General features: G+C 72.4%; 15 protein-coding genes. 11 read left to right on the forward strand and 4 right to left on the reverse strand.

Translation table 11 applies throughout. From position 1 onward, the window contains the following. Position 1: 1 nt before the first annotated feature. The 6 genes from G401_RS48710 to G401_RS0126945 all read left to right on the forward strand — a co-directional run bounded on the left by G401_RS48710 (position 2) and on the right by G401_RS0126945 (position 6,287). Positions 2–541: a cobalamin B12-binding domain-containing protein gene (locus G401_RS48710; protein WP_084557653.1), complete on the forward strand. Its 540-nt coding sequence runs from the start codon at positions 2–4 to the stop codon at positions 539–541. After that, complete coding sequence (locus tag G401_RS48715; protein WP_064741860.1) at positions 541–1,860, forward strand: methylaspartate mutase; 1,320 nt, start codon at positions 541–543, stop codon at positions 1,858–1,860. The genes G401_RS48710 and G401_RS48715 overlap by 1 nt, the downstream gene beginning before the upstream one ends. After that, a complete protein-coding gene (locus G401_RS0126930; RefSeq protein WP_051367204.1) occupies positions 1,857–2,873 on the forward strand; it encodes an asparagine synthetase A in 1,017 nt (338 codons plus the stop codon). The genes G401_RS48715 and G401_RS0126930 overlap by 4 nt, the downstream gene beginning before the upstream one ends. Next, a complete protein-coding gene (locus G401_RS0126935; RefSeq protein ID WP_027344916.1) occupies positions 2,870–4,168 on the forward strand; it encodes a glutamate synthase-related protein in 1,299 nt (432 codons plus the stop codon). The genes G401_RS0126930 and G401_RS0126935 overlap by 4 nt, the downstream gene beginning before the upstream one ends. Further along, positions 4,152–5,459, forward strand: coding sequence for an MFS transporter (locus G401_RS0126940; protein WP_084557654.1), 1,308 nt, complete (start codon positions 4,152–4,154; stop codon positions 5,457–5,459). Before G401_RS0126935 ends, G401_RS0126940 begins: the two co-directional genes overlap by 17 nt. Before the next feature lie 81 nt (positions 5,460–5,540). Further along, complete coding sequence (locus G401_RS0126945) at positions 5,541–6,287, forward strand: SDR family NAD(P)-dependent oxidoreductase (protein ID WP_245601854.1); 747 nt, start codon at positions 5,541–5,543, stop codon at positions 6,285–6,287. 73 nt (positions 6,288–6,360) lie between these two features. On the opposite strand, the gene G401_RS0126950 is transcribed toward G401_RS0126945, so the two are convergent. Then, positions 6,361–7,245: an NmrA family NAD(P)-binding protein gene (locus G401_RS0126950; RefSeq protein ID WP_027344919.1), complete on the reverse strand. Its 885-nt coding sequence runs from the start codon at positions 7,243–7,245 to the stop codon at positions 6,361–6,363. A 178-nt stretch (positions 7,246–7,423) separates the two neighbouring features. On the opposite strand from G401_RS0126950, the gene G401_RS53375 reads away from it, so the two are divergent. The 3 genes from G401_RS53375 to G401_RS0126965 all read left to right on the forward strand — a co-directional run bounded on the left by G401_RS53375 (position 7,424) and on the right by G401_RS0126965 (position 9,719). Then, the gene (locus G401_RS53375) at positions 7,424–8,065 is read left to right on the forward strand and encodes a winged helix-turn-helix transcriptional regulator (RefSeq protein ID WP_051367205.1); all 642 of its coding nucleotides are present in this window, start codon (positions 7,424–7,426) and stop codon (positions 8,063–8,065) included. A 148-nt stretch (positions 8,066–8,213) separates the two neighbouring features. Continuing rightward, on the forward strand, positions 8,214–8,783 hold the full coding sequence (locus G401_RS0126960) for a hypothetical protein (protein ID WP_157546370.1): 570 nt from the start codon (positions 8,214–8,216) through the stop codon (positions 8,781–8,783). 99 nt (positions 8,784–8,882) lie between these two features. After that, complete coding sequence (locus tag G401_RS0126965; RefSeq protein WP_027344921.1) at positions 8,883–9,719, forward strand: alpha/beta fold hydrolase; 837 nt, start codon at positions 8,883–8,885, stop codon at positions 9,717–9,719. A gap of 68 nt (positions 9,720–9,787) precedes the next feature. On the opposite strand, the gene G401_RS0126970 is transcribed toward G401_RS0126965, so the two are convergent. From G401_RS0126970 to G401_RS48725, 3 genes are all read right to left on the reverse strand, one after another. After that, the gene (locus tag G401_RS0126970) at positions 9,788–12,517 is read right to left on the reverse strand and encodes an AfsR/SARP family transcriptional regulator (RefSeq protein WP_027344922.1); all 2,730 of its coding nucleotides are present in this window, start codon (positions 12,515–12,517) and stop codon (positions 9,788–9,790) included. A 96-nt stretch (positions 12,518–12,613) separates the two neighbouring features. Next, on the reverse strand, positions 12,614–12,943 hold the full coding sequence (locus G401_RS0126975) for a hypothetical protein (RefSeq protein WP_027344923.1): 330 nt from the start codon (positions 12,941–12,943) through the stop codon (positions 12,614–12,616). A 75-nt stretch (positions 12,944–13,018) separates the two neighbouring features. After that, positions 13,019–13,933, reverse strand: a complete 915-nt coding sequence (locus G401_RS48725; protein WP_157546373.1) for an alpha/beta fold hydrolase — start codon at positions 13,931–13,933, stop codon at positions 13,019–13,021. A 76-nt stretch (positions 13,934–14,009) separates the two neighbouring features. Here G401_RS48725 and G401_RS0126985 point away from each other — a divergent pair, with 76 nt between their 5' ends. After that, complete coding sequence (locus G401_RS0126985) at positions 14,010–14,840, forward strand: helix-turn-helix domain-containing protein (protein ID WP_245601855.1); 831 nt, start codon at positions 14,010–14,012, stop codon at positions 14,838–14,840. A 131-nt stretch (positions 14,841–14,971) separates the two neighbouring features. Then, the gene (locus G401_RS0126990; protein ID WP_027344925.1) at positions 14,972–15,190 is read left to right on the forward strand and encodes an MbtH family protein; all 219 of its coding nucleotides are present in this window, start codon (positions 14,972–14,974) and stop codon (positions 15,188–15,190) included. Positions 15,191–15,220 lie beyond the last annotated feature (30 nt).

Below are 15,220 nucleotides of genomic sequence, written 5' to 3' on the forward strand. Positions count from 1 at the left end.
CATGAATCTCGATGCGATAGACGGCGGCGCGGAGCTCGCCGACGCCCCGGTGCCGGGCGTACTCGCCCCGGCGCTGGACATCGTCGTGACGAGCGTGTCCTCCGACTCGCACACCTGGAACCTGGTCTACCTCCAGCTCGTCCTGGAGGAGATGGGCCACCGGGTGACCAACCTCGGCGCCTGCGTACCGGACGAGACGATCGTCGAGTCGTGCCGCACCGGCCGCCCCGACCTCGTCGTCATCAGCACCGTGAACGGCCACGGCCGCCACGACGGGCTGCGCGTCATCCGGACCCTGCGCGACTGCCCGGAGTTCGCGGCGCTGCCGGTGGTGATCGGCGGCAAGCTGGACACCGTCGGCGGCGCGGGCGGCCAGAGCGCCGCCGAGCTGCGCGCGGCCGGCTTCGACGGCGTCTTCCAGGACGCCGGCGCGATCACCGAGTTCCGCTCCTTCGTCGCGGCCCTGCCGGTCGCGGGCCTCACGACCGGGTGGGAGCCGCGGGCGCTGGTCGGCGCCGGCGAAGCGATGGCGGGTGCGTGATGGAAGGCGATCTCGTCGGTAGATCGTTCGGCGACGTCGTCCGTCGCCGGGCCGCCACGCACGGCCTGGTCGTCCAGCCCCGGATGGGGTTCGCCGACCCGGCGCGGATGCGGGCCGGGCTCGTCGCGACCCGGGGCGCCCGGGCGGCCACCGCCGGGACGATCACGCTCGACAGCTACACCCGCGTCGGCGACCACGAGTCCGTCCGGCTCGCCCTGCGGCGCGGCGACGACCTCAACGGCTTCCCGATCGTCGGCCACGGCCCGGACGCCACCGCCGCGATGATCGACGGCGTGGCCGGCCCGGACTTCCCGATCCAGGTCCGCCACGGCTCGCCCGATCCGCGGCACATCGTCGCCGCGCTGCTGGCGAGTGGTCTGGACGCCACCGAGGGCGGCCCGGTCTCCTACTGCCTGCCCTACAGCCGTACGCCGTTGCGCGACGCCGTCGACAACTGGGCGCGTACGTGCGAGGCGCTGGCCGGGGCGCGTACGCCCGAACGCGAACCCCACCTGGAGACGTTCGGCGGCTGCATGATGGGCCAGTTGTGCCCGCCGGCCCTGCTCGTGGCACTGAGCGTCCTGGAGGGGCTGTTCTTCTGGCAGCACGGCGTCCGCGACATCTCGTTCAGCTACGCCCAGCAGACGAACGCCGCGCAGGACGAGGAGGCGGTGGCGGCGCTGCACCGGCTGGCCGGCGAACTGCTGCCGCAGGCCCGGTCGCATGTCGTCGTCTACACGTACATGGGCGTGTTCCCGCGTACGGAGCAGGGTGCGCTGCGGCTGCTCGGCGACTCGGCCCGGCTGGCCGTGCGTACCGGCGCCCGGCGGCTGATCGTGAAGACGACCGCGGAGGCGTTCCGGATCCCGACCGTGGCCGAGAACGTGACCGCCCTGGAGTACGCGGCCCGGGTCGCGGCCGACGAGTTCCGCGCCGAGGCTCCGCTGGTCGGCGAGACCGGCCTCCACGAGCAGGCGAAGTCCATCGTGGACGCCGTCCTGGAACTGTCCGACGACGTCGGCGCCGCTCTCGTGGCCGCCTTCGCGCGCGGCTGCCTCGACGTCCCCTACTGCCTGCACCCCGACAACGCGGGGCGTACGCGCGGCTATGTCGACGGCTCGGGCCGGCTGCGCTGGAAGCGCATCGGCGGGCTGCCGATCCGCGAGACCGCGGAGGTGATCTCGGGCCGGCCGATGTCCGCGGCCGAGCTGATCGACGCATTGTCCTATGTAGAGCTCAAGTACGACGCCGGCGCGCTGACCCCCGCGCGGCGGCCGGCCCTGATCGAGAAGACAACAGTGAAGGAGCGCGTGTCATGACCCAGACCCAGCTGCCCGCGACGGCGGGCGAGTCGCTCGCCGGGCCGCCCGGACCCCGGGCGCACCTGACGTCGCCGGTGACCCAGGCCGTCCTGCGGGTGCAGAACCAGATCACGGCGGCCGCCCGCGAGTACCTGTCGGGCGACGGCTTCGTGGAGATGCTGCCGCCGATCATCGGCCCGGTCACCGACCCGGGCGCCCGCGGCGCCAAGCAGGTCGACATCGACTTCTACGGCCACCGCTACAAGCTGATGACCAGCGCCATCCTCTACAAGCAGGCGTCCCTGCTGGCCTTCAACCGGATCTTCTACATCGCCCCCAACGTACGCCTGGAGCCGCTGGAGACCTCGTCCACGGCCCGGCACCTGGCGGAGTTCCACCAGATCGACGTCGAGGTGGCCCACGCGAGCCGGGACGACATCCTGCTCGTGGCGCAGGGCCTGGTCAGCCACATCATCCGGCGGGTGACCGGGACGATGGCGGCCGAGCTCGCCTTCCTCGGCCGCGACCCGCGCGCGTTCGACGCCCTGCTGGCCGGACCGTTCGGCCGGATGACCCACCACGAGGCGGCGGAGAGCCTGCACGGGCTGGGCCACGACCAGGACCCCCACGCCGAGATCGACTGGTACGCCGAGCGCCTCCTGTCCGCCCAGCACGAGCGCCCGTTCTTCGTGACCGACTACCCGAAGGGGTCCCGGGGCTTCTACGACCGGGAGAACCCCGACCGGCCGGGGACCCTGATGAACTTCGACCTGATCGCCCCGGAGGGTTACGGGGAGCTGTGCAGCGGCAGCGAGCGCGAGTTCGAGTACCGCCGCATCATGGCCCGCATCCGGGAGACCGGCGAGAACCCGGCCAAGTACGGCTGGTACCTGGACCTGGTCCGCGAGGGCATCAAGAGCAGCTCCGGCTTCGGCATCGGCCTGGAGCGGCTGACCCGCTACATCGCCGGGCTCGACGCGACCTGGCAGGCGAACGCGTACCCGAAGCTGCCCGGGGTGGTGTCCCCGTGAGCGTGTTGCGGGCGGCGACCTTCGCCGAGACCGACGTACGCCGCCGCGCCCGCCTCGGCGCCGCGGCGGCGTTCCCCGACGCGGACGGCTACGGGACGGCGCTGTTCGGCGCCGACCCGGGCCGCCCGGCCGGCGACGAGATCGACACCGCCCGGCTCGTGCCGCCGGTGTTCATGCCGCAGCGGCTGGAGAAGCTGATCGACCTCGGCCGCGAACCGCTCTACGGCGACGTCGACCTGACGACCGCGATCGGCGGTTTCACCTCGCCGCTGCCCGTCTACGTCTCGGCGTTCGGCTCGACCCAGGTGGCCAGCTCGAACCTGGGCCACGCGGTCAGCGAGCAGGCCGGTCGGCTGGGTGTGCCGATGGTGATCGGGGAGAACATCGTGCCGATGAACGGCTACGGCCGCATCGACGCCGACACCGAGCGTACGCTGCTGGGCCGCCTGCACAGGTACGCCGAGCACGTCCCCGACGGGACCGGCGGCGTGGTCGTCCAGCAGTCCACCGAGGACGCCGATGCCGAGGTGTGGAACCTCGTCTACAGCGACCCGGCCGCGACCCGGCTGATGGACACCGGCCGGCTGGCCTTCGAGCTGAAGGTCGGCCAGGGCGCCAAGCCGGGCCTGGGCGGCATGACGGTCGTCAGCGACGAGGTCGGCCGCCAGGTGTCGGAGCAGTTCGCCATCGACCCGATCTTCGGCCCGGACGCCGGCCGGGTCCTGCGGTGCGGGGCGCCGGGCACGTTCACCGACGAGATCCTCCGCCAGCAGATCCGGTTGATGCGCAACAACTTCCCGCGGGCGCGGATCTGGGTCAAGGTCCACCCGGGCCGCGACATCGCCCAGGTGACCCAGGTGGCCTGGGCGGCCGGGGCCGACGCGGTGACCGTCGACGGGGCCGAGGGCGGCTCCGGCTGGGCGCCGCTGGCCTTCCTCAACCACGTCGGCCTGCCGCTGGCCGAATGCCTGCGCCGCATCGAGCGGCCCGCCGCGTACTGCCTGCTGGCGTCCGGCCGGATGGCCGACGGGGCGCGGATCGCCAAGACCCTGATCCTCGGCGCCCGCGCGGCGGGGCTCGGCCGGGCGGCGCTGATCGCCGCCGACGAGGACCCCCGGGCCGGCCTGACCCGGCTGCTCGACAGCATCGCCCTCGAACTCCGCCTCGTCATCAGCGCCCTGGGCAAGTACAGCCCGGCCGCGCTCGACGCCGACGACATCTGGCTCCCGCAGCATCCGGTCACCGTGGCCGGCCGCGTACCGGAAGGGACGAACAATCATGAGTATCACCACTGAGCCCGAACTGGCGGCCGAATCCGTCGCCGGCGTACCCGAGGGGGTCCCGGTCGTCCGCAGACGCGGGGGAGTGCTGCGCCAGCGCGACTTCCGCCTGCTGTGGATCGGCGAGAGCACGAGCAAGTTCGGCTCGGCGATCACCGGCATCGCCCTGCCCCTGGTGGCCGTCTCCGTGCTGCACGCGAGCGTCCTGGCGATGGGCGTCCTGTCGGCCCTGGCCTGGCTGCCCTGGCTGCTGCTCGGCCTGCCCGCGGGCGCCTGGGTCGACCGCTGGCCCCGCCGGCCCGTGATGATCGTCTGCAACGCCGTCGCCTTCGTGCTGCTGGCCAGCATCCCGTTCGTCTACTGGCTCGGCTACCTGAGCATGGGCTACCTGCTCGTCGTCGCGACCGTCTCCGGCATCGGCGCGGTGTTCTTCGGCCCGGCGTACGGGGCGTACCTGCCGACGCTGGTCGAGGGCGACGACCTCGGCGAGGCCAACGCCAAGCTCGACGGCAGCGCCCAGGTCGCCTTCATCGGCGGCTCCGGCGTCGGCGGGCTCATCGCCCAGCTGTTCGGCGCGGTCGGCGGCATCCTCATCGACGCCGTCACCTACCTGGTCGCGGTCGTCAGCCTCAGCGCGATCCGCAAGCGGGAGCCGAAGATGGACCGCTCCGCGAGCCCCACGACCATCCGCGAGGACATCGCCGAGGGCGTCCGGTTCCTGGTCCGCGACCCCTACATGCGCATCATCGCGCTCTGCGCCGGGATCGAGAACCTCCTGCTCTCCGGGGCCCTCGCGCTCCTCGTCGTCTTCCTCGTCCGCGACGTCGGGGTCTCGGCCGGGTTCGTCGGCGTCCTGATGATCGCCGACAGCGTGGGCGGTTTCGCCGGCGCCGTCATCGCCACCCGCGTCAGCAAGTGGCTGGGCACCGCCCGCGCCCTGATCGTGCTCGCCGTCGCCAGCGCGCCGTTCGGCCTGCTGATCCCGTTGACCACCAAGGGATTCGGGCTGCTGTTCTTCGCGGTCGGGCTGGGCGTACCGGCGGCGGGCATGGTCGCCTGCGGCATCATCAGCTCCACGTTCCGCCAGCGCTACGTCCCGTCGAACATGCAGGGCCGGGTCGGCACGACCGCGATGGTCATCGTCTACGGCAGCATGCCGATCGGCGCGCTCATCGGCGGCGTGCTCGGCTCCACCCTCGGCATCACGGCCGGCTTGTGGATCATGCTCGCCGGGCTGGCCGCCGCGAAATGGCTGCGGCTCTTCGGCCCCATCAAGAAGACCCGGGATCTGCCGGTCCCGGCCTAGTCCCACCCGCGCGCGGTCCGTCGGGCCACGCTTTTCCGCCCTGTGTACGCGTACCGGCGTACACAGGGCATGATGATCGTCATGGGACGGGCGATTCTGGTGACCGGCGGGGCCCGGGGGATCGGGCGGGCGATCGTCGAGGCGTTCGCGGCGGGCGGCGACCGGGTGGCGATCCACTACCGGGGTTCCGCCGCCTCGGCCGCCGAGCTGCGGGATGCCCTGCCGGGTGAAGGGCATGCCGTGGTGCAGGGCGACATGGCCGATCCGGCCTCGGTACGCGCGATGGTGGACGGGGCGGCCGAGGCGCTCGGCGGGCTCGATGTGCTGGTGAACAACGCGGCGATGTACACGACGCACCCCGTGCTGGAAGTGTCCTATGAGGAATGGCAGGCCGAGTGGCGGGCCACCCTCGACACGAACCTGGTCGGTGCGGCGAACGCGATCTGGTGCGCGGCACGGCACCTGCGCGACCGTGGCGGCCGGATCATCAACGTCTCCTCGCGCGGGGCCTTCCGCGGCGAGCCGCGGCACGCGGCCTACGGCGCGAGCAAGGCGGGCCTGAACTCGCTGACGCAGTCGATGGCCGTCGCCCTCGCGCCGTACGGCATCGCGGTGGCCGCGGTGGCGCCCGGGTTCGTGGCGACGGACATGGCGCGGGAACGGCTCGAATCCGCCGACGGACCGGCGATCCGGGCGGAGAGCCCGTTCGAGCGGGTGGCGGAGCCGCAGGAGGTCGCGTCGGCGGTGCACTGGCTGGCGTCACCGCTGGCGCAGTGGGCGTCGGGCGCGATCATCGACCTCAACGGGGCGTCATACCTGCGCACGTAGAGCTGCGTACATGCGGCGGTGTTCAGGTGATCCACGTCGGCCGCCGTCGGCGTCGATCACCCGAACACCGTTACTACCGCTCGAACACGGCCCGATTCTCGCGGATGAACGTCGCCAACGATTGCGGCGGCGCGCCCCCGATCGTCTCGACGACGTCGGTGACCAGGTCCTGCTCGCCGTGCTGGTGTGCCTCGGCCACCCGCGAGAGGTGTTCGATCAGGTACGCGGGCACACCGTCCACCTGGGACAGCATCTGCCGCCACCGCTCGACGGGGATGTCCGCGTACTCCACCCGGCGGCCGAGTACGCGGCTGAACACGTCGGCCTGCTCGGCCATGGACAAGGACGCGGGCCCCGTCGGCACGTACGTCCTGCCCTGATGCGGGGCCGGATCGGCCAGCACCCCGGCGACCACGCGCGCGACATCGTGGCCGGCGACGGGGGCGTGCCGCGCGCTGCCGTACGGCAGGTACATCCTGCCCTCGGCCCGGATCGTCGCCGCGCCGGCGATGGTGATGAGGTTTTCCAGGAAGAACGGCGGTCGCAGGTGCGTGACGGCGATCCCCGACCAGTCGAGGACGCGCTCGGCGAGCCAGTGCCGGCGGGCCGCCGGGCTCGCATGGTCCGGACGGGCCGTGATCTGCGACATGTTCACGATCGACCGCAGGCCGGCGCGTCTCCCGGCGGCCGCGAACGTCGTCGTCGCCTCCAGCAGCCCTTCCTCGAGCGGATACGTGAAATACGCGCCGGTCACTCCGTCGAGTGCGGAGGCGACATCGCCGAGGTCGCGCAGGTCGCCGACGGCGATGTCGGCGCCCAGCGCCTTGAGCTCGGCGGCCCGGGCGTCGTCCTGGCGAACGAACGCGCGGACGGGCAGTCCTCGCGCGAGCAGCTGCCGCGCGGCGTGGTTGCCGGTCGCGCCGTGGCGCCCCGCGGCGCCGGCGATCAGTAGTGTCATCGTGCTTTTCCCCCTTCTGGGGTGCGGGTCGGCTGCACCGTTCCCTGCGGTGCGGTGGCGTGCGTACGCCGGCCGCGGGGACGAGTTTCCGAAGTGGACGAGCCGTGCTGCGAAAGTAGCAGTCAGCACTTCGAATTTACAAGTAAGGAATTCGACAATCGCAGGCTACGCTGTGGGCATGGTTGCGCGGGCTTACGACGAGGGCTGCGCCGCGACGCACGCCCTCGACCTGGTGGGTGAGCGCTGGGCCCTGCTGATCGTCCGTGAGCTGCTGTTCGGGCCCAAGCGGTTCACGGATCTGGACGGCCGGCTCGCCGGCGCCAGTACGAGCGTGCTGTCCCAGCGGCTGCAGGAACTCGCCGCGGCGGGCGTCCTCACCCGCCGCAAGCTGCCCCCTCCGGCGGGCTCGTGGGTGTACGAGCTGACCGACTGGGGCCGGGAGCTGGAGCCGATCATCATGGGGCTGGGCCGGTGGGGCATCCAGTCTCCGCGGTTCGACTGCGAGGCGCCGGTCACTCCCGCGAGCATGGCGCTCGCGCTCAAGGGGTTCGCCCCATCCGCCAGGGTCGAGAAACTGGCCGGTCTGGTCGAACTGGAGCTCGACGGCGAGGTCTTCCACGCCTTCGTACAGGACGGCCGGCTGCGGGTCACCGCGGCGACGGGCCGCCACCCCGACGCGAGGATCATCGCCAGCCCCGGCCGCCTGTGGCCGTTCCTGCGCGGCCTCGCGGCCACCCCCGGCAACCTGCGGAACAACGGCATCCGGACCGAAGGGGACGAGGCGACCGCGGTCGCGCTCCTGGTCGCCGTGGGCAGCTGACCACAGTGGATCCCGGCGTGGACGAGCGTCGCGAATGTGAGAGGCATTCGGGCCATGGAAATCCACGAGATCGTGAGCGATGATGCGGATGGCCGCTGCGATCCGGCCGGATCCCGGGGCCGCTGACGTCATGGCGGGGGTGGGTCCGATGGCGGTCGCGCGCGACGAGGCCATGCATGCGGCGGTCCTGGTCGAGGCCGCGGTCCGCGACGGTGCCCGCAGGCAGCGGGGCCGGCTCGCGTACGTGGTCGCGTTGCTGGTCGCGGTGGCGGTCGTCGGTCTCATCGGCTGGGTGCTGGTGTTCGCGATCGACGTCGGCGACAACCCGACGTCCGGCTGCCATTGCGTCATCGCCGTCAGGCGGATTCCGTTGCCGATCGGCTGGCTGGGCTTCCTGCTGAAGCCGCTGCTGTACCTCGTCGGCGGGGCGGCGCTGCTGGTCGCCCTGCTGTGGTTCGTGGAAGCCGTCCGGGCGCTGACCGGGGCCGACATCGACTGGGGGCGCAGGCTTCTCGAGCCGTGCCCGACCTGCGGCCGGGAGACGTTGCGGGCGAACGTGGTGACCGACACCGTGCACGACGGTGACGTGCGCATCCGCCGGCGCGGGAGTGTCACGGTGTGCACCGACCCGGAGTGCGACTACGCGACGGCGTCCGGTCCGCAGGGCGAGGACTCGCCGATCGCCGTCGAGGTGAGGCCCGCTGGGCAGCGCGTTTAGTCTTTTGTCGGAAATGCCAACACTATCCGCATCCTCGACCCGTTGAGGAGGTCGGCACCCATGATCCGGGTGCCCGCACTCATCGTCTGAGGAGGCATTTTGACCCGCGTACGCTTAAGAACCAGGTTCGCGGTCCTCACCGCGCTCGCCGGACTGCTCGCGTTCGCCCTGCCCGCCCCCGGCGCGGCCGCGAACGCCGGCGCCCGCTCCCACCACGTCAAACCGAAGCCGACCGTGGTCCTCGTCCACGGTGCCTGGGCCGACGGCTCCTCGTGGAACGCGGTCGCTCAGCGCCTGATCCAGGACGGGTATCCGGTCCGGATGCCGCCGAACCCGCTGCGCAACCTGAGCACCGACGCGCAGACGGTCTCGGACTTCCTGTCCACCGTCACCGGGCCGGTCATCCTGGTCGGACACTCCTACGGCGGCGCGGTCATCACCAACGCCGCCAACGGGCACGCCAACGTGAAGGCACTCGTCTACGTCGACGCCTTCGCGCCGGCCGCCGGTGAGTCGATCTTCCCGCTCGCGGGCGCCGGCTCGGTCGTCCTGGGCGACCCGGCCACCGTGTTCGACACCGCGGCGTATCCGGGTGCTCCGCCCGGCGACGTCGACCTGTATCTGAAGCACGACCTGTTCGTCACGTCGTTCGCGAACGGCGTACCTCGGTCGCAGGCCGAGTTGCTGTGGGCGGCCCAGCGGCCGATCGCCTACAGCGCGGGGACCGTGCCGTCCGGGGTGCCGGCGTACCTGACCATCCGGTCCTGGTACGTCCTCGGCACCCAGGACAAGGTGATCACGCCGGACGCGCAGCGGATGATGGCCGAACGGGCCGGCGCCAGGATCACCGAGGTCCGCGCGGGGCACCTTTCGATGATCACTCGCCCGGACGTCGTCACCGGCGTCATCGAGCAGGCGGTACGCGCGACCGCGTGATCCGCACCGGTCCGGCCATCCGCAACGGGGGGTGGCCGGACCGTGCGCGCGTACGCCGCACGAGGTCGTCAGGTCGAGCGAAGCTTCTCACGCAGCTCGACGGTCAGCGGGCTGTCGGTGTTCTCGGCGCGGGCGAGGGCCTGCCGGTAGGACTCCGCGGCGGCGGCGGCGTCGCCCGCGTCGAGTTCGCAGTCGCCCAGGTACCGCAGCGTGCTCGCCGCCCGGGCGGGTTCGACGGCGAGGTCGAACAGCCGCGCGCCGTGCCGGTAGGCGTCGCACGCCGGAGCGTGGCGGCCGAGCCGGTGCAGGGCGGCGCCGTAGGTGTCCCAGGTGGCCGCGGCGTGGGTGGATTCGCTGAAACCGGCGGCCGCCAACATGTCCAGCGCCTCACGGCAGTGCCCGATCGCCGCGTCGAACTCGCCGAGGTGGACTTCGGCCCAGGCGATGGCGTTGATCGATCCCGCCGCCCACTCGTCGTGCCCGGCCTCCCGGAACACCTCGTACGCGTCCCGCGCGGCGGCGCACACGGCGGTGTAGTCGCCGCGGCTGAAGTACATATGGGCGAGCCCGTTCATCGCGTTGCCGAGGACCCGCCGGTTGCCGGTACGCCGCAGGCACTCGATGGCGCGGCGGAACTGCGTCTCCGCCTCGTCTTCGCGGCCGAATTTGAGGTACGCGTACCCCAGCGAGCGGTGCAGCCAGCCGCGTTCGGCGTCGTCGTCCAGCAGTTCGGCGACGGGCAGCAGCCGCTCGGCCACGGTCAGCCAGTCGTTCCAGTGCCCGGCGCGGTCGAGGAAGAAGCCGATCGCGCGGCCGAGCCCGGTGGCCTGCTCGTTCCAGCCCCGGTCGGCGAGGTCGGCGACGGTGTGGACGAGGTTCGCCCGTTCGGCGGTCAGCCATCGGCGGGCGTCGTCGGCGTCGGTCAGCGGTGCGCGTACGGCGGTCGCCAGGGTCTCGTGCGCGACCGGCTCCTGGGGGTAGAGGAGCACCCGGGCGTCCCATGCCGTCTCGTAGTAGTGCTGGTAGAGGCGCAGCCGGGCGGCGCTCAGCGCATCGGGTTCCTCCTGCGCGGCCGCCAGTTCCGCCGCGTACGCGATCAGGAGGTCATGGGCGCCGAAACGGTCCGATCCCAGCTCGGCGAGCAGGCCGGCGTTCACCAGTTCGTCCAGCGCCCGGCGCAGGTCCTCGGGCGGCGCGTCCGCCAGGCTCTGCGCCGCCGGTGCCGACAGCTCGCCGTCGGGCACGATGCTCATCCGCCGGAAGACCCGCGCGGCGAGCCCGGACAGCTGGTCGTAGGACCACGAGAAGACGCTGTGCGGGTCGGTCACCGGATCCTCCACATGGGACACCGTGGAGCTCAGCCGCCGCACGATGTCGGCGAGCCGGTGGCGGGGCCGCGTGAGAGCCTGCGCGCCGATGACCGCCAGCGCGAGCGGCAGCCCGGCGCACCGTTCGACGATGACGGCGACCGCGTCGGGTTCCTGTTCCATCCGTTCGCGGCTCAGATATCCCGCGAGTACCTGGTGCGCGCCGTCCGGGTCCAGCAGCGGCAGCTCGACCGGGTGGGTGTCGTGGGTGACGGCCAGGCCGCTGAGCCGGTTGCGGCTGGTGACCAGGGCCGCCGACGTGCCGCCGGGCGGCAGGAGCGGGCGGACCTGCTCGGCGTCCCGCGCGTTGTCGAGGAGAACCAGGACGCGACGGCCGGCCAGCAGGCTGCGGTACAGCCCGGTCCGGGCGTCGAGACCGTGCGGCACCGCTGCCGGCGCCGCGCCCAGGCCCACCAGCAGCGCGTACAGCGCGTCGTCCGGGCCGACGGCACCGGCCGGCGAGAAGCCCCGCAGGTCGAGATACAGATGCCCGTCTGGGTAGGTGTCGGCGAGCCGGTGGGCCAGGCTGACCGCGAGCGTCGTCTTGCCCACCCCGGCGAGCCCGGAGACGGTCAGTACCGCCGGCGAGTCGGCCCGCTTCATGAGGTCCGCGAGAGTCTCCAGGTCGCGGCGGCGCGCCGCGAAGAAGCGCGGCTCCGGCGGCAGTTGCGCCGGTACCGTCCGGGCCGGCCGCGCGACCGGCTCGACCGTCGCACCGCGCAGGATCCGCGCGTGCAGATCCGCCACCGCCGCACCCGGATCCAGACCGAGATCCTCACTGAGGCGTACGCGGAGCCGCGCGAACGCCTCCAGCGCCTCACCCCGCCGGCCGGCGTACGCGAGCGCGCGCATGAGCAGCATCGTGGCGTCCTCGTCCAGCGGCCGCGCCCCGACCAGATCCGCCAGCTCGCCGAGGATCTCGGCGGCGTGCCCGGCGTCGAGGCGGGCGGCGTACGACCCGCGTTGAACCTCGCGGTGCCGCCGCTCCAGGGCTTCGCGCAGCGACGTGAGCGCCGGCGCGTCGACGAGGGCCGGGCCGCTCCACAGCCGCAGAGCCTCCCCGTAGACCAGGGCCTGTTCGGCGGGATCCGCCAGCCCCGCCGCCCGCCGGGCCAGCGCCTCGAACCGGTGGCAGTCCACGGCGTGCGGATCGACGTCCAGCCGGTACGCGTCCCCGCGGCGCTCCAGCGCGCCGGGCGCGCCCGCAGCCCCGAGGACGTGACGCAACCGGGAGACGTAGGTCTGTACCGTCTCGCGGGCCCGCGCCGGCGGCGTCGCCGTCCACAGCAGATCCACGATCCGGTCGACGGTCACCCACCGGCCCGCGTTCAGCAGGAGCAGGGCCAGAATCTCCCGCTCCTGCCGGCGTACCACCCGGACCCGCTCGCCGGCGATCGTGATCTCCATCGGCCCGAGGAGGCGGAAGTCCACAGGCGATACGATACGTCGGCCTGTCTCGCGCCTGGCGGGGCCGGATCGCCGTACCGCCTCGCGAGGCCGATCGGGCGAGCGGGTCCGGGTGCCGGTCTACGCGCCGGCGACCTTGCGCTGCGGTGCCTTCATGCCGCAGACGACGTCGACGATCTCGATGTACTTGCCCTTGGCGCCCATCCGGAAGTCGACCGCGGCGTGGTGGATCTCCTCCAGGGTGTCCGCCTCGATGATGGTCACCTGGTCGTACTTGCCGTTGACACCGCTGGTGACGATGTGGGTGAGCTGGCTGGACCACTTGGACAGGTCCTTGGCGTGCGCGGCGGACACGTCGTGGATCCCCTTGCGGCCGAGCTCGAAATACGCGGGGTCGATCTTCATGAAGAGCATCCCGATGTACTTGTTCTTCGCGGCGACCTCGTGCACAAATCCTCCCAAATGCGACAAAGCAGGTAGGCGGAAATCTAGCACGCCGGCGGCCGGCCCACCCGATGTCCTCGGTTATGCGGCGGGAGGGAAGCCTGACAGCAGTTCGGCGGTACGCGCCGGGTCCTCGACCATCGGCGAGTGCCCGGAGTCGGCCACCACCTCGATGCGGGCTCCCGCGACCGCCCGGTACAACTCGGCGGAGCTCACCGGCCAGCGCTGGTCCTGCCGGCCGAAGATCACCAGAAGCGGCTTGCCGAGGGCGCTCAGCCGTTCGGGCATCGTGCGTTGCGTGAGGTAGTCGTCCGACGCGTGCGACGTCGCGAGGAGCCCGTGGTAGGTCATCGCCCGCACGTCGTCGACGATGTCGGCCGGTGCGGTGAAGCCGGGCGCGAAGGCACTGCTGAGGCTCTTGCGGACCAGCCCCTCCGTGCGTACGCGCCAGAGGAGCTGGCCCACGACGGGCGCCTCGACGAGCTTCCCGGTGAACCCCTCGGAGGCGAAGAGGTCCAGGCGCGGGCCGGTGTCGATGAGCGCGAGCGCGTCGACCAGGCCGGGGCGCTGCTCGGCGAGCGAGGTGGCGACGTAGCCGCCGGTGGAGTGGCCGACGAGGACGGCATGCTGGATGTGGAGCTGGTCGAGCACCTGCCCGACCCGGCGGGCCTGGGCCGGGATGCTGTAGTCGGCGTCGGCCGGCTTGGCGGAGTCGCCGTGGCCGAGCAGGTCGACGCGTACGACGTGGCGCGACCGGGCCAGCGCCGGCACGACACCGTCCCACCAGCGTGACGATCCGCCGAGACCGTGGATGAGGACGAGGGCGGGCGCGCCCGCCGGGCCGTCCTCGCGGACGTGCATCAGGCCGCCGTCGACCGTGAGCAGCGGCGAGCCGGTGGCCGCGGCGGCCTGCCGGGAGCCGAGCAGGGTGTTGGTGAGCAGAGCGGCGGCCACGACGGCGACGGCCACGGCGGTGATGATCAGACCTCGTTTCATGCGTTCACTGTCGGCCGCGCAGGGGTGCCGCGGCTTGAACGAATGTTCCCCACCTGCGCGGCGTACCATGCGGGGTGTGAGGTCCAGCGCCACCGCGGTGTGGGACGTCGTCCGTCCACAGAGGCCGATTCCCGTCCCGGGTGTCGGCATGGTCGGCTTCCGCGACCGCGGCGTGTCCGCCACCCCGCAGCGCGCGATCGCCCATCCGTCGCTGACCCTGGCCGTCGACTTCGGGGCCGGCCGGCTCATCGTCACCGACGCCTCCGGCCGGCAACTGCGCGGCAGCGTCGCCGCCGGACTCGGCTTCGGCCCCGGCCCTTTGTGGGTCGGCGGCGAGCACTTCGAAGCCGTCCAGGTACGCCTGCCGCCGGCGCTCGCCCGGCCCCTCCTCGGCGTACGCCCCGCCGACCTGACCGGCGCCCCCGTCAGCCTCGACGACCTGTGGGGCCGGTCGGCCGCGCGGCTCCGCGAACAGCTGGCCGGCGCCGCATCCTGGGCGGAGCGCTTCTCGCTGGTCGCCGAGCAGCTGGCGAGCCGCCTGCGGGCCGCCGCGCCCGGAACGCAGCCGGCGGGCGAGATCGCGTGGGCGTGGGGACGCGTACAGGCCGGGGGCGGCCGGGTCCGGATCGACGAGCTGGCGGCCGAGCTCGGCTGGAGCCGCAAACGCCTCTGGTCGCGGTTCCAGGAGCAGATCGGCCTGCCGCCCAAGCGGGCCGCCCGCCTCGTCCGCTTCGACCACGCGGTCCACCGCCTCGTCGCCGGGCAGGACATCGCCCGGGTCGCCGCCGACTGCGGGTACGCCGACCAGTCCCACCTGCACCGCGAAGTCGTGGAGTTCACCGGGGAGACGCCGACGGCCGCACCGCGCAAACCATGGCTCGCCGTCGACGCCACCGCCTGGACGTGAGTCTGCGCTAAAGCTTCCTGGATGACCGGGCAATCTGCCGGTCATCTGCCGCTTCACCAGCCGGTTTCGCCTGCGTGGCGGCCATAGCCTCCTGTCATTCCCTTTCCGGAACGACTTTGGAGATGGTGGCGATGGCCAACCCCTTCGATCGCGAGGACGGCTCCTTCCTGGTCCTGGCGAACTCCGAGAACCAGCATTCCCTGTGGCCCGTGGAGATCGGCGTGCCCGCCGGCTGGCGGGTCGTGCACGAGGCGGACACCCGGGCGGCCTGCCTGGACTATGTCGAGACACATTGGACGGACCTGCGGCCCGCGAGCCTCGTCGCGGCGGCCGGGGCCTCCGCTCGCTGACCCCCGTCGTACGTCCACTCAGATAGGGGT

The sequence above is a fragment of the Hamadaea tsunoensis DSM 44101 genome (genome assembly GCF_000428945.1).
Taxonomy (GTDB): domain Bacteria; phylum Actinomycetota; class Actinomycetes; order Mycobacteriales; family Micromonosporaceae; genus Hamadaea; species Hamadaea tsunoensis.

Bases quoted from the DNA above. Each gene is read 5' to 3' on its own strand.
- G401_RS48725 (WP_157546373.1), bottom strand. From the start codon at position 13,933: ATGAAACGAGGTCTGATCATCACCGCCGTGGCCGTCGCCGTCGTGGCC.
- G401_RS0126950 (WP_027344919.1), bottom strand. From the start codon at position 7,245: ATGACACTACTGATCGCCGGCGCCGCGGGGCGCCACGGCGCGACCGGC.
- G401_RS0126930 (WP_051367204.1), top strand. From the start codon at position 1,857: ATGACCCAGACCCAGCTGCCCGCGACGGCGGGCGAGTCGCTCGCCGGG.
- G401_RS0126990 (WP_027344925.1), top strand. From the start codon at position 14,972: ATGGCCAACCCCTTCGATCGCGAGGACGGCTCCTTCCTGGTCCTGGCG.
- G401_RS53375 (WP_051367205.1), top strand. From the start codon at position 7,424: ATGGTTGCGCGGGCTTACGACGAGGGCTGCGCCGCGACGCACGCCCTC.
- G401_RS0126940 (WP_084557654.1), top strand. From the start codon at position 4,152: ATGAGTATCACCACTGAGCCCGAACTGGCGGCCGAATCCGTCGCCGGC.
- G401_RS48710 (WP_084557653.1), top strand. From the start codon at position 2: ATGAATCTCGATGCGATAGACGGCGGCGCGGAGCTCGCCGACGCCCCG.
- G401_RS0126960 (WP_157546370.1), top strand. From the start codon at position 8,214: ATGGCGGTCGCGCGCGACGAGGCCATGCATGCGGCGGTCCTGGTCGAG.
- G401_RS0126945 (WP_245601854.1), top strand. From the start codon at position 5,541: ATGGGACGGGCGATTCTGGTGACCGGCGGGGCCCGGGGGATCGGGCGG.
- G401_RS48715 (WP_064741860.1), top strand. From the start codon at position 541: ATGGAAGGCGATCTCGTCGGTAGATCGTTCGGCGACGTCGTCCGTCGC.